General features: G+C 70.9%; 11 protein-coding genes and 2 tRNA genes. 10 read left to right on the top strand and 3 right to left on the bottom strand.

The features are described from left to right. Positions 1-3: 3 nt before the first annotated feature. The gene (gene htpX / locus E2170_RS12280) at positions 4-912 is read right to left on the bottom strand and encodes a protease HtpX (protein WP_133000905.1); all 909 of its coding nucleotides are present in this window, start codon (positions 910-912) and stop codon (positions 4-6) included. An 88-nt stretch (positions 913-1,000) separates the two neighbouring features. Here htpX and gluQRS point away from each other — a divergent pair, with 88 nt between their 5' ends. The 3 genes from gluQRS (at position 1,001) to phaR (ending at position 3,309) form a co-directional block, all read left to right on the top strand. After that, the gene (gene gluQRS, locus E2170_RS12275; protein ID WP_133001198.1) at positions 1,001-1,942 is read left to right on the top strand and encodes a tRNA glutamyl-Q(34) synthetase GluQRS; all 942 of its coding nucleotides are present in this window, start codon (positions 1,001-1,003) and stop codon (positions 1,940-1,942) included. 49 nt (positions 1,943-1,991) lie between these two features. Further along, complete coding sequence (gene phbB, locus E2170_RS12270; protein WP_133000904.1) at positions 1,992-2,732, top strand: acetoacetyl-CoA reductase; 741 nt, start codon at positions 1,992-1,994, stop codon at positions 2,730-2,732. Positions 2,733-2,817: 85 nt separating this feature from the next. Further along, a complete protein-coding gene (gene phaR, locus E2170_RS12265; protein ID WP_133000903.1) occupies positions 2,818-3,309 on the top strand; it encodes a polyhydroxyalkanoate synthesis repressor PhaR in 492 nt (163 codons plus the stop codon). Between the two features lie 228 nt (positions 3,310-3,537). On the opposite strand, the gene E2170_RS12260 is transcribed toward phaR, so the two are convergent. Both E2170_RS12260 and E2170_RS12255 read right to left on the bottom strand, forming a co-directional pair. Further along, on the bottom strand, positions 3,538-4,437 hold the full coding sequence (locus E2170_RS12260) for a M48 family metallopeptidase (protein ID WP_133000902.1): 900 nt from the start codon (positions 4,435-4,437) through the stop codon (positions 3,538-3,540). Positions 4,438-4,456: 19 nt separating this feature from the next. Then, a complete protein-coding gene (locus E2170_RS12255; protein WP_243708160.1) occupies positions 4,457-6,340 on the bottom strand; it encodes a formylglycine-generating enzyme family protein in 1,884 nt (627 codons plus the stop codon). Between the two features lie 95 nt (positions 6,341-6,435). On the opposite strand from E2170_RS12255, the gene rnd reads away from it, so the two are divergent. From rnd to E2170_RS12220, 7 genes are all read left to right on the top strand, one after another. Next, entirely contained in the window at positions 6,436-7,554 is a 1,119-nt protein-coding gene (rnd, locus tag E2170_RS12250) for a ribonuclease D (protein WP_133000900.1), read from the top strand. 14 nt (positions 7,555-7,568) lie between these two features. Further along, a tRNA-Ala gene (locus E2170_RS12245) sits at positions 7,569-7,644 on the top strand. Between the two features lie 112 nt (positions 7,645-7,756). After that, positions 7,757-7,833: transfer RNA gene (locus tag E2170_RS12240), tRNA-Arg, on the top strand. A gap of 95 nt (positions 7,834-7,928) precedes the next feature. Continuing rightward, a complete protein-coding gene (gene amaB, locus E2170_RS12235) occupies positions 7,929-9,464 on the top strand; it encodes an L-piperidine-6-carboxylate dehydrogenase (protein ID WP_133000899.1) in 1,536 nt (511 codons plus the stop codon). 10 nt (positions 9,465-9,474) lie between these two features. Beyond that, entirely contained in the window at positions 9,475-10,530 is a 1,056-nt protein-coding gene (locus E2170_RS12230) for a quinone-dependent dihydroorotate dehydrogenase (protein ID WP_133000898.1), read from the top strand. Then, positions 10,527-11,588: a UDP-N-acetylmuramate dehydrogenase gene (gene murB / locus E2170_RS12225; protein WP_425477862.1), complete on the top strand. Its 1,062-nt coding sequence runs from the start codon at positions 10,527-10,529 to the stop codon at positions 11,586-11,588. The genes E2170_RS12230 and murB overlap by 4 nt, the downstream gene beginning before the upstream one ends. Then, entirely contained in the window at positions 11,582-12,499 is a 918-nt protein-coding gene (locus E2170_RS12220) for a DMT family transporter (protein WP_207914971.1), read from the top strand. The genes murB and E2170_RS12220 overlap by 7 nt, the downstream gene beginning before the upstream one ends. The last annotated feature ends 377 nt before the right edge of the window (positions 12,500-12,876 follow it).

Genomic DNA, 12,876 nt, shown 5'->3' with positions numbered 1-12,876 from the left:
CGCTCAGGCCAGCAGGCCCTGGTGCAGCGCGGCCTCGCCGTCGACGCTACCGGCCTCGAGCGCACGGATGCGCTCCTCCAGCGGCGGATGGCTGAGCAGCAGGCGACGCAGGCCGTGGCCCATGGCACCGCTGATGCCGAAGGCGGCGACCTGCTTGGGCAGGGTGTTCTGGCCCTGGTTGAGCGACAGGCGCTTGAGCGCGGCGATCATCTTTTCCCGGCCCGCGAGCGCGGCACCACCGGCGTCGGCACGGAACTCGCGGTGGCGCGAGAACCACATCGCGATCATGCTCGCGAACAGCCCGAAGACCATGTCCAGCACGAACACGATGGCGAAATAGGCCAGTCCGCCACCGCCGTTGTCGCGGCCGCCGCTGAGGTAGCCGTCGACCACGCGCCCGACCAGGCGCGCGAGCACGATCACGAAGGTGTTGAGCACGCCCTGCAGCAGGGCCATGGTGACCATGTCGCCATTGGCGACGTGGCTGACCTCGTGCGCGAGCACGGCCTCGGCCTCGTCGTGGTCCATCGCGCGCAGCAGGCCGGTGGACACCGCCACCAGGGCGTTGTTGCGGTTGGCGCCGGTGGCGAAGGCGTTGATTTCCGGCGCATCGTAGATCGCCACCTCGGGCATGCCGATGCCGGCCGCCTGCGCCTGGCGGGCGACGGTGTCGACCAGCCAGCGCTCGACATCGCTGTTCGGCTTTTCGATCACGTGCAGTCCGGCGGCACGCTTGGCCACCCACTTCGAGGACAGCAGCGAGATCAGCGAGCCGCCGAAGCCGAACAGCGCCGCCATCACCAGCAGGCCACCCATCGACTGCGGGTTGATGCCGAACACCGCCATGATGATGCTGAGCAGGGCCAGCACCGCCAGGTTGGTGGCGAGGAAGAGGACGACGCGCTTGAGCATGGCAACGGGTTCCTGCAGGTTCACGGGTACTGGATACGGAAGTGTGCCCGGAAGGCCTTGAATTCAAGATGACGACATGAGCCCTCCCATGCCTCCCGCGGCACCGCCCGTCGCGCCCACCGCCCCGGCGGCCGCGCCCGTCCGCGGCCGCTTCGCGCCCTCGCCCACCGGCCCCCTGCATTTCGGCTCCCTGGTCGCGGCCTTCGGCAGCTGGCTGTGCGCGCGCAGCGCCGGCGGCGAGTGGCGGATCCGCGTCGAGGACGTCGACCGTAGCCGCGAAGTGCCCGGCGCGGCGCAGGCCCAGCTGCGCAGCCTGGCCGCCCTTGGCCTCGACCACGACGGCCCGGTGGAATGGCAGTCGCGTCGCGGGGACCTGTACGCGGCCGCGCTGCAGAAGCTGCTCGATGCCGGGCTGGCCTTCGAATGCCACTGCAGCCGCGCCGACGTCGCCGCCACCGGCGGCATCCACCGCACCTGCCGCCCGGGGGCGCGGCGGCCCGATCCAGCGATGCGCCTGCGCGTGCCTGATGGCTGCCGCGAGGTCTTCGACGATGCCGTCCACGGCCACGTCGCCCAGGACATCGCACGCGAGGTCGGCGACTTCGTGCTGCGCCGCGCCGACGGCTACTGGGCCTACCAGCTCGCCGTGGTCGTGGACGATGCCGACCAGGGCATCACCGGGGTCGTGCGCGGCGCCGACCTGCTCGATTCGACCCCACGCCAGCTGCTGCTGCAGCGCGCGCTCGGCCTGCCGCGGCCACGCTACCTGCACCTGCCCCTGGTGCTGGACGGAGACGGCCGCAAGCTGTCGAAGTCGCGTGCCTCGCTGCCCGTGGACGATACCGACCCCCTGCCCGCCCTGCGCATGGCCTGGGTGGCGCTCGGCCAGGATCCGCGCGTGTTGCCCGCGCAGGCGGCATTGCCCGCGCTGCTCGACGCCGCCGTGCGCGGCTTCGATCCGCGGCGCATCCCGCGCGGACCGCTGCCTGCCACCGCACTGCACAATGCCGCCGCAACACAAGGTGCCTAGAATCGATTGCGAGCGGACGCACGCCGCGTCCGGCATCTGGAGCGACGACATGACGTCAAGGGTTGCGTTGGTTACCGGGGGAACCGGCGGCATCGGCACCGCCATCTGCAAGCGCCTGGCCAAGGCTGGCCACAAGGTCGCGACCAACTATCGCAATGAGGAGAAGGCGCGCGCCTGGGAGAAGGCGATGCGCGCGGAAGGTTTCGAGTTCACCCTCGTCCCCGGCGACGTGTCGTCGCCGGATGAAGCCGAGGCGATGGTGCGCAAGGTCGAGGAGGCCCTGGGCCCGGTCGAGATCCTGGTCAACAACGCCGGCATCACCCGCGACTCCACCTTCCACAAGATGACGCCGCAGCAGTGGACCGACGTCATCACCACCAACCTCAACGCCTGCTACAACGTCACCCGCCCGGTGATCGACGGCATGCGCGAGCGCAAGTGGGGCCGGATCGTGCAGATCAGCTCGATCAACGGCCAGAAGGGCCAGTACGGGCAGGCCAACTACGCCGCCGCCAAGGCCGGCATGCACGGCTTCACCATCTCGCTGGCGCAGGAGAACGCGAAGCTCGGGATCACGGTGAATACGGTCTCGCCCGGCTATATCGGCACCGACATGGTGATGGCGGTCCCTGAAGCGGTGCGCGAGAAGATCGTCGCCCAGATCCCCACCGGGCGCCTGGGCGAGCCCGACGAGATCGCCTACGCCGTGGCCTTCTTCCTGGCCGACGAGGCCGCCTGGATCACCGGCGCCAACCTGGCCGCGAACGGCGGCCAGTACATGGGCTGGTAACTCCCCTGGCCCCCTCGCGGGGCCGGTTGCAAGCGCTGTTGCGCTGCGTCATGCTGCGGTGGGTCAGGAATTCGAGCACCGCAGCATGGCCATCCGTGTCATCAAGAAGTACCCCAACCGCCGCCTGTACGACACCGAGATCTCGAGCTACATCACGATCGAGGACGTGCGCCAGTTGATCGTCGACGGCGAGGATTTCGAAGTCCGCGACGCCAAGAGCGGCGAGGACCTCACCCGCCAGGTGCTGCTGCAGATCATTTCCGAGCAGGAGCAGGACGGCCAGCCGATCCTGTCGACCGAACTCCTGAGCCAGATCATCCGCTTCTACGGCGACTCGCTGCAGGGCTTCATGGGCTCCTACCTGGAGCGCTCGATGCACGCCTTCCTGGAACAGCAGCAGCAGTTCCGCCAGCAGATGGACAACATGATGGGCCAGACCCCCTGGTCGATGATGACCCAGCTGACCGAGCGCAACATGGCCATGTGGCAGGAGTTCCAGCGCAACCTGGCCTCCACCACCAACCCGCCCGCCGCCCCCGAAAAGCCCCGCGGCACCGCTGGCGGCAAGCGCAGGTAATCCCACGGCTCCAGAAGCTCAAGAGCTTTTTGCCACGGATTTACGCGGATTACGCGGATCTGGCTGAGGCAAGTGCGAGCGCTGCGCGCTGCACAGGGCTTTTCACCCAAGTGGGTTGCGGACAAGCCATGCATGAGCCGGCGGGCCTGTGGCTTGCCTAAGCCAGATCCGCGTAATCCGCGTAAATCCGTGGCAAAAATTGCTTTTCAGAAGTCGCAGCCGCGGCCGCTACAGGGCGCCTTCAGCGCAGAAGCGTTCGCGGTATTCCATGGCCTTGGGCAGCAGGGACTGCAGGTTCTGGATGCGGGTGCCGGGGTTGGGGTGGGTGGACTGGAATTCCGGCGGTGACTGGCCGCCACTGGCTTCGGTCATGCGCTCCCACAGCGGCACCGATTCGCGCGGGTCGTAGCAGGCCGCGGCGGCCAGCATCAGGCCTACGTAGTCGGCTTCGGTCTCGTGCTTTCGCGCGTAGGGCAGCAGGTAGCCATAGCCCATCGCCGCCATCACCATCTGCTGCTGCTGCGGATCCATGCCGCTCATGGCGCCGGCCATCTGCCCCACCTGCGACAGCTTCTGCTGCGCCATGCGCTGGGCGCCGTGGCGCAGCAGGGCGTGGGCGATCTCGTGGCCCATCACCACCGCCATCGCGTGCTCGTTCTGCGCCACCGGCACCAGGCCGGTGTAGACCGCCATCTTGCCGCCGGGCAGGCAGAAGGCGTTGGCCTGGTCGGACTGGATCACGTTGACGTCCCAGTCGAAGGTGGAGGAAAAGCCGCTGGCCTGCTGCCCGTTCTCGGCCGCCAGCGCCGCCTCGACCTCGGGCACCTTGGCGATCAGCCGGCGCGCGATCTCGCGCACCTCGCGCGCGATCGGGGTGTTCGGGTCCACCGGCCGCTCGGTCGACAGGATTTCCTCGTAGGCCTGCAGGCCCAGGGCCTTCTCGTCCTCGACCGACAGCGAGCGGTCGATCAGCACCTTCTCGCCGGTCACCGGATCCAGGGTCTGGTTGGAGAAGTAGTAGTACGCGCCGTAGGCGATGAAGGCGATGAGGATCAGGATCCTCGGATTGAAGCCGCGCCGGGGCGCCGCCTGCTGCTGCCGCTGACGCCCGAAGGGATCCTGTCTCATGCCTGTGTCCTGCCTGGTTTCAGATGTCGCGTGCGACCCGGAAGCCGACGCGGGCGTTGGTATTGTCCACCGGCGACGGCGCCCGCCAGGAGCTGCGCGTCTGCGGCGGCGAGCTGGCCCAGGCACCGCCTCGCACCACCTGCATGCGGCAACCAGGATTGACCCAGGCCGTCCCGGAATCCGGTGCACGCCGGTAGCTGTCGTGCCAGCAGTCGGCGACCCATTCGCTGACGTTGCCCTCAAGATCGTGCAGGCCGAATGCATTCGGCGTGAAGCTGCCCACCGGCGCCGGACCCCAGTGGCCGTCGTCGTAGTCGGCGAAGGCGTTGCTCCAGCCGCGGCCGCCGGGCGAGCGGTCCTTGCCGCCGGTGAGGTTGCCGGCGCGCTCGGGCGGCTCGCCGTCGCCCCAGGGGTAGCGGCCCTGGCCGCCGGCGCGCAGGGCGTATTCGAACTCGGCCTCGCTGGGCAGGCGGTAGCGCTCGCCGCTGACCTCGGCCAGCCAGTCGACGTAGGCCTGGGCGTCGCGCGCGCTGACGTGGACCACCGGCAGGTTGGCCGCCGCCGGTGCGCCGCTGAAGTCCGAGCGCCAGTCGACGTTGCTGCGGCGGACGAAGTTGCCGCTGCGCTCGTCGTAGGCCATGGAAAAGCTGCGGCGCTCGGCGCGCGAGCGGTAGCCGGTCGCTTCGACGAAGCGGCGGAACTCGCCGACCGTGATCTCGTTGAGCGACAGCGCGAAGCCGCGGTCGAAGCGCAGGTTGCGGCGCGGGCGCTCGTTGTCGTCGGCATCGCGGTCGCCATCGACGGCGCCCATGCCGAAGCCGCCGTGCGGCACCACCACCATCTGCGGCCCGCGGCCACCGGCGGCGGCATCGGTGAATCGCTGCCCCGGGCGGAAGGCGCCGTAATGCACGGCCAGGTCGATGCGCTCGCGCAGCTCGATCACCGCGGCGTTGCCGGGCTCGGCGAGCACCAGCATCCGCGCCAGCACGCTGCGCGCGCGCTCGATGCCGTCGGCCCCGGGCAGCGCCGCGATGCCCTCGTCGCGCAGGCGCAGGATCCAGCGACGACGCTCGGTGTCCAAGCGGGAGCGAGCGTCGGCCACGGTCTCCACGCCGTCGCGCACGCCTTCGGCGTGGTCGAGCCAGGTGCCGGCGTCCTCGAACCCGCCCTTGGCGGCGGCGTCCTCCGCGCGCCGGATCATCGCGCTCTCGATCGCGGCCCGGATCTGCAGGGCGCGGGGCTGCGCCTCGTCGATCGCCAGCGCCCGACGCACTTGCGCCAGCGCGCCGCCGCCGGACTCGCCCAGGCGACCTTCCCTCAATTCCTTCTCGGCGGCGCGGTTTATCTCCGCCATTTCGTCGGCGCGGTCGACGCCCGCCAGGTACTCGCCCACGGCTTCGTCGCCCGGGCGCAGGCTGCGCGCCACCGCCGCGACCTCCCGCGCCCTGCGCAGCGCGGCATCGTCATCGCCGGCGTCGGCCAGCGCCTCGCGGCCCTGGGACAGCAGGCGCGCGAACGCGCGATCCAGCCCTTCGCGCGCGCCGGCGTGGTCGGGCTCCTGGTCGAGCACGGCCTGGTACAGGGGGATCGCCGAATCCGCGCCGGCATCCAGGTCGCCCGCTTCGAGCGCCAGTTCCGCGCGCGCCAGCGCCGCCGCCAGCGCGTCCTCGCCCTCGCCCAGTTCGACCCGGGGCGCACGCCAGGTCAGGCTGCCGGCCAGGCGGTCATCGCCGCTGATGGTCACGCTGCCGTCGCCGCGGAGCTCCCCGCTCCCGGTATCCGCCTCGGGCGCCGGCTCGTCCTCGCGCGAGCAGCCTGTGGCCAGCAGCAGCGCCAGTGCGGCAGCGACAGCTGCGCGGCGCGGCCAGGTGGAGGTCCGGAGGGGCGGTCGGCGATCGGTCACCGTTGAAGAGTACGGCAAGCGGGCGCGCCCGGGCAGCCGCGGCCAGGCCATGGCGCGATTGCCGCCGGTGCCGGCCCGCCGGTAGGCTGGCGCCGATGGAACCCGACTACCAATGGATCGCCGAGCCCGGCGCCCTCCTCTCCCGCTTCGAAACCCGCCCGTCCCGCATCGGCCTGGATACCGAATTCATCCGCGAACGCACCTGGTGGCCGCACCTGGCCCTGGCCCAGATCGCCGTGCACGACGAGATCCTGCTGGTCGACACCCAGGCCCAGGGTGTCAACGAGGCGCTGCGCGGGATCCTGCTCGACGAGGGCATCACCAAGGTGATGCACAGCGCCGGCGAGGACCTGATCGCGCTGCAGCACGCCTGCGACGCGGTGCCTGCGCCCCTGTTCGACACCCAGGTCGCCGCGGCGATCGCGGGGATCGCGGCCGGCGCCGGCTACCAGCGCCTGGTGGCCGACATTGCCGGCGTGTCGCTGGGCAAGGGCGAAACGCGCTCGGACTGGTCGCGCCGCCCGCTGTCCGAAGCCCAGCTTGCCTACGCCGCCGACGACGTGCGCCACCTGTTCGAACTCCACGACCACCTGCAGGCGCGGCTCATGGAACTGGGCCGGCTGGACTGGCTGCGCGAGGACTGCGCGCGCATGGTCGCCAACGCCCGCGGCAACGGCCTGGAGCGCTGGCCGCACCTCGCCATCCGCGCCGCCCAGTATTTCGACACCGCCGCCCAGCACCGCCTGCTGCGCCTGCTTCGCTGGCGCGACGCCTGGGCCCGCGACCACGACCGCCCGCGCAGCTGGATCCTCGACAACGAACTCGCCGCCACCATCGCGCGCACGCCCCCAGCCGACCCGGCCGCGCTCAAGGCCCTGCTCGATCGCCACCCCAAGGCCCCGCGCAAGCTGGCCGACGAGCTCTGGCAGGCCCTGTCCACGCCCCTGGCGGACGAGGCGGAGGCGCCGCCGGTGCGCGGCGACGACCGCGACAAGCGCATGCTGCGCCGCCTGCAGGACGTGGTGGCCGCACAAAGCGCCGAACTCGGCCTGCCCGACGGCGTGCTGGCCTCGCGCAGGAAGCTCGAGGCCCTGATGGACGAGGGCGACTGGGCGGCCTTCGGCGACTGGCGGCGCGCGCGGCTTGAACCGGTGCTGGCCCCGCTGCTCGCCGCCGGCGCGGAGGAATTGCCGAGCGCCGAAGCCCGCGTATAGAATGGCGTCCCCTTGGGGCCATAGCTCAGCTGGGAGAGCGCGTCGTTCGCAATGACGAGGTCGGGAGTTCGATCCTCCCTGGCTCCACCAAGATCCAGGAAAAGCCCCGGGCGCGTTGGCTCCCGGGGCTTTTCCTTTCCAGGCCTGCCACGAGCCCGCGAGGTTGGGAAAGTCTCGGCTCCATGCGAAAATCACCGGATCGGGCCCCGTAGCTCAGCTGGATAGAGCGTCCCCCTCCTAAGGGGAAGGTCGCACGTTCGAATCGTGCCGGGGTCGCCATCCGCATCCCACGCATCCGTCGCGGCCATGGCCGCTGTCCCCTTCAAGCTGCGCGGCATTCCCGCCGCGGCCAAGACTTCCAGGAGTTGTCCCGCATGACCCATCCCGTCCTCACCGCCCTCGGTCTTTCCGGCAGCGAATCCGGCACCTACCTCGGCAACGGCGAGTGGTCGTCGACCCGCGACGCCGGCGTGCTGGAGCCGGTCAACCCGACCGACGGCGAAGTGCTGGGCCAGGTGCACGCGGCCTCTGAAGCCGACTACGAGAAGATCGTCGAGCGCGCCCAGGCGGCGTTCAAGACCTGGCGCACCACCCCGGCGCCGCTGCGCGGCGAAGCCATCCGCCTGTGCGCGAACGCCCTGCGCGCCAACAAGGACCTGCTGGGTTCGCTGGTCGCGCTGGAAATGGGCAAGTCCAAGCCCGAAGGCGATGGCGAGGTGCAGGAGATGATCGACATCGGCGACTTCGCCGTCGGCCTCTCGCGCCAGCTCTACGGCCTGACCATGCACTCCGAGCGCCCCGGCCACCGCATGTACGAGCAGTGGCACCCGCTGGGCCTGGTCGGGATCATCTCGGCCTTCAACTTCCCGGTGGCGGTGTGGGCCTGGAACTCGTTCATCGCCGCCGTCTGCGGCGACATCTCGATCTGGAAGCCCTCGGGCAAGACCCCGCTGTCGGCGATCGCCTCGGTACGCATCTGCAACGAAGCGCTGCGCGAAGGCGGCTTCCCCGACCTGTTCTTCCTGTTCAACGACACCGACAACTCGCTCGCCGAGCGCATGGTCGACGACCGCCGCATCGGCCTGGTCAGCTTCACCGGCTCGACGAAGGTCGGACGCCAGGTCGGCGAGCGCGTCGCACGCCGCATGGGCCGCTCGCTGCTGGAGCTCGGCGGCAACAACGCGATGATCGTGGACGAGACCGCGGACCTGAAGCTCGCGATCCCGGCGATCGTGTTCGGGGCCGTCGGCACCGCCGGCCAGCGCTGCACCACCACGCGCCGCGCCTTCATCCACGAATCCATCTTTGATGACGTGCTGGCCAAGCTCAAGGCCGGCTACGCGCAGGTCGAGAAGAAGATCGGCGACCCCACCGACGCCGCCAACCTGATGGGCCCGCTCAACAGCCAGTCCGCGGTCGATGCCTACCTGGCGGCGATCGAGAAGGCCAAGGCCGCCGGCGGCACCGTCGAGACCGGCGGCCGCGCGCTGACCGACCGCAAGGGCTTCTTCGTGCTGCCGACCATCGTCACCGGCCTGGCCAACGACGCCGAGGTGGTTCAGACCGAGACCTTCGCGCCGATCCTGTACGTGATGAAGTACGCCGAACTCGAGGACGCGATCGCCATGCAGAACGACGTGCCGCAGGGCCTGTCGTCGGCGATCTTCACCACCAACCTCAAGCGCGCCGAGGCCTTCCTGTCGGCGGCGGGCTCCGACTGCGGCATCGCCAACGTCAACATCGGCACCTCCGGCGCCGAGATCGGCGGCGCCTTCGGCGGCGAGAAGGAGACCGGCGGTGGCCGGGAATCCGGCTCGGATGCGTGGAGGGCCTATATGCGCCGCCAGACCAACACCATCAACCATTCCGACGCGCTGCCGCTGGCCCAGGGCATCAAGTTCGACCTCTGAGGAACGCTCCATGTACGGGTTGGCGCGGCCCTTCCTGTTCGCCCTCGACGCTGAGCGCGCGCATGGCCTGGGCCTGTCGTCGCTCGAGGCGCTGCATGCCCTGCGGCTGCAGCGCCTGCTCGCGGGCAACGCGCGCCCGTTCCCGACGACGGTCTTCGGCCTGAAGTTCCCCAACCCGGTCGGCCTGGCCGCCGGGCTGGACAAGAACGGCGAGCACATCGACGCGCTGCTGGCGCTGGGCTTCGGTTTCGTCGAGGTCGGCACGGTCACGCCGCGGCCACAGCCGGGCAATCAGAAGCCGCGCATGTTCCGTCTGCCGCAGCACCGCGCGGTCATCAACCGCCTCGGCTTCAACAACGCCGGCGTCGACGCACTGGTCCGCAACGTCGGCCGCGCGAAGCGCCGCGGCGGGCTGGTCGGCATCAACATCGGCAAGAACAAGGACACGTCCAACGAGTCGGCGCACACCGACTACCTGCACTGCCTGGAGCGCGTGTATCCGCTGGCCGACTACGTCACCGTCAACATTTCCTCGCCCAACACCGCCGGCCTGCGCGAGTTGCAGGAGGAACAGGCGCTGCGCCGCCTGGTGGGCGAGCTGCGCGAGGCGCAGGAGCGCCTGGCCTCGCGCCATGGCCGCCGCGTGCCGCTGCTGGTCAAGGTCGCGCCCGACCTCAGCGACGAGGACATCGACGCCGCCGCGCGCGTGCTCGGCGACCTCGGCGTGGACGGCGTGATCGCCACCAACACCACGGTGTCGCGCATCGCCGTGCAGGGTCATCCGCACGCACGCGAGAGCGGTGGGCTGTCCGGCGAACCGCTGATGAACAAATCCACCGCGGTGCTGCGCATGCTGCGCACGCGCCTGCCCGAGGGCATCCCGCTGGTGGGCGTGGGCGGCATCCTGTCCGGCGCGGACGCGGCCAAGAAGACCGCCGCCGGTGCCTCGCTGGTGCAGCTCTACTCCGGCCTGGTCTACCGCGGGCCGGCGCTGATCGGCGAGTGCGTCGAAGCCATCCGCCGCCGCAAGGAAGCGCCCAGCCGCGGCAACCTGCCCAACCTGTGAGCGCCACGACCATCGACGCCAAGCCCGCCGTGCGCTGGAGGCGCGACGCCGACCTCACCCCGCGCACCAGCTTCCGCGTGCCCGCGCGCGCCGCATGGCTGGCCGAGGTCGCCAGCGCCGCGGCCCTGCCCGCCACGCTCGCCGACCCGCGGATCGCCGAAGGCGCGCTGCTGGTGGTCGGCGGCGGCAGCAACCTGCTGTTCGCGGCGCCCTTCGAGGGCGTGGCCCTGGCGATGACCGGCGATTCGATCAGCATCGTCAGCGACGACGCCGACGCCGTGCTCGTGCGCGCCGAGGCCGGGCGCGGCTGGCACGACTTCGTGCTGCACACGCTGGCGCTGGGCCTGTCGGGGCTGGAGAACCTGTCGCTGATCCCGGGCACGGTCGGCGCCGCGCCGATCCAGAACATCGGCGCCTACGGCGTGGAGCTGGACCGCCGTGTGCACGCGGTCGAAGCCTGGGACCGCGACGCGGGCGGCCTCGTGCGCCTGGCCGCCGCCGACTGCGGCTTCGCCTACCGCGACAGCCGGTTCAAGCGCGAGCCCGGGCGATGGATCGTCACCGCGGTCGAGTTCGCGCTGACCCGCAGCCCGCGACTGGAGCTGGGCTATGCCGGCATCGGCGCCGAGCTCGCGGCCATGGGCATCGACGCGCCGACGCCGAAGCAGGTATCGGAAGCGGTCTGCCGGATCCGCCGCGCCAAGCTCCCCGACCCGGCCGTGCTCGGCAACGCCGGCAGCTTCTTCAAGAACCCGATCGTGCCGGTGGCGCAGGCCGATGCACTGCTGGCCGAACACCCCGGCCTGCCCTGCTTCGACGCCGGCGTGCCGGGTTCGCGCAAACTGTCGGCCGCGTGGCTGATCGATGCCGCCGGCTGGAAGGGTCACCGCGACGGCGACGCCGGGGTCGCCCCTGGCCATGCCCTGGTCCTGGTCAACCACGGTGGTGCGAACGGTGCCGAACTGCTGGCGCTGGCGCGGCGGATCGCGGGCTCGGTGCAGGCTCGCTTTGGCGTCGCGCTGGAGCCGGAGCCGCGCATCGTCGGCGCTTCGTGGTGACCGCTGCACTGGCCAGCCCGCAGGCGCGCGCCGCGCTGCTGATGCTCGGCAGCACCAGCTTCTTCGCCGCGATGGCGGTGACCATCCGCCTGGCGTCCGCGGAGCTTTCGACCTACGAGGTCGCGTTCTTCCGCAACCTGTTCGGCCTGCTGTTCCTGCTGCCGGTGCTGTTCCGCAGCGGCTGGTACCTGCCGCGCACCACCCAGCTGCCGCGCTACCTGCTGCGCTGCGCGATCGGCGTGGCCTCGATGCTGTGCGGCTTCTGGGCGCTGGGCCACCTGCCGATGGCGCAGGCGGTGGCGCTGTCCTATGCCACGCCGCTGTTCGCGACCGTGGCCGCGGTCTTCATCCTCGGCGAAACCGTGCGCATGCGGCGCTGGTCGGCGGTGGCCATCGGCCTGGTCGGGGTGCTGGTGATCGTGCGGCCAGGCAGCGCGGATTTCAGCCTCGGCACCCTGGTGGCACTCGCCGGCGCCGTGCTCGCCGCCCTGGTGGCGATCCAGATCAAGCAGCTCTCGCGCGTGGATGCGGCCGACACCATCGTTTTCTACACCTACATGTTCTGGGTGCCGATGTCGCTGCTGCCGGCGCTGTTCGCCTGGGAATGGCCGCGCGGCATCGAGTGGCTGTGGCTGGTGCTGCTGGGAGCCTTCGGCACGGGTGGCCAGCTGCTGTGGACGCGGGCGCTGGAGATCGGCGAAGTGTCCGCGCTGCAGCCGATCAGCTTCATGCAGCTGCCGCTGGTGGCGCTGGCGGCGTGGCTGCTGTTCGGGGAGGCGCCCACGCATTGGACCCTCGTCGGTGCCGGCATCATCCTGGCGGCCAACATCTACATCGCGCACCGCGAGGTGCAGCTGGCACGGCGGGCGGCGACCTCCGCGCCGGCCGAGGCGGCGAAGCCCGCGGAGTGACCCGGGGGCGACGCCTCCGCACTCACGCCCGGTCAGGAACGACGAAGGGCCCGGTTCCCCGGGCCCTTCGCCTGTCACATCGGGGAGTGGCGGGGCCACGGCGCTGGCCGCCGCGGTCCCGCCTGGTCCCCTGCCCTCAGGGCTGCACGGCCACGCCAACCGGCAGGTTCAGCACCGGATCGGTCTTGCCACCCTTCAGCGCGCCAGCCTGCAGCTGCAGGTTGCCGAAGCTCCAGCTGCCGTTGGCGGGCAGGCTGCTGCTGTCGATGGTCACCTCGAAGGTCACCAGGCCATTGGCCGGCACGCGCGTCACCAGCGGCCTCACCGTGCCCGGCAGGCCGGACAGCTTGGCGGTCCAGGTCTGGGCCGAGCCATCG

The organism is Luteimonas arsenica (genome assembly GCF_004352825.1).
GTDB classification, from domain to species: Bacteria; Pseudomonadota; Gammaproteobacteria; order Xanthomonadales; family Xanthomonadaceae; genus Luteimonas; species Luteimonas arsenica.
This window is presented reverse-complemented; position numbering and strand designations above follow the sequence as displayed.

Excerpts from the sequence above, each read along its gene's own strand:
- amaB (WP_133000899.1), top strand. The coding sequence starts at position 7,929 with ATGACCCATCCCGTCCTCACCGCCCTCGGTCTTTCCGGCAGCGAATCC.
- rnd (WP_133000900.1), top strand. The coding sequence starts at position 6,436 with ATGGAACCCGACTACCAATGGATCGCCGAGCCCGGCGCCCTCCTCTCC.
- E2170_RS12260 (WP_133000902.1), bottom strand. The coding sequence starts at position 4,437 with ATGAGACAGGATCCCTTCGGGCGTCAGCGGCAGCAGCAGGCGGCGCCC.
- htpX (WP_133000905.1), bottom strand. The coding sequence starts at position 912 with ATGCTCAAGCGCGTCGTCCTCTTCCTCGCCACCAACCTGGCGGTGCTG.
- gluQRS (WP_133001198.1), top strand. The coding sequence starts at position 1,001 with ATGCCTCCCGCGGCACCGCCCGTCGCGCCCACCGCCCCGGCGGCCGCG.
- E2170_RS12230 (WP_133000898.1), top strand. The coding sequence starts at position 9,475 with ATGTACGGGTTGGCGCGGCCCTTCCTGTTCGCCCTCGACGCTGAGCGC.
- phbB (WP_133000904.1), top strand. The coding sequence starts at position 1,992 with ATGACGTCAAGGGTTGCGTTGGTTACCGGGGGAACCGGCGGCATCGGC.
- phaR (WP_133000903.1), top strand. The coding sequence starts at position 2,818 with ATGGCCATCCGTGTCATCAAGAAGTACCCCAACCGCCGCCTGTACGAC.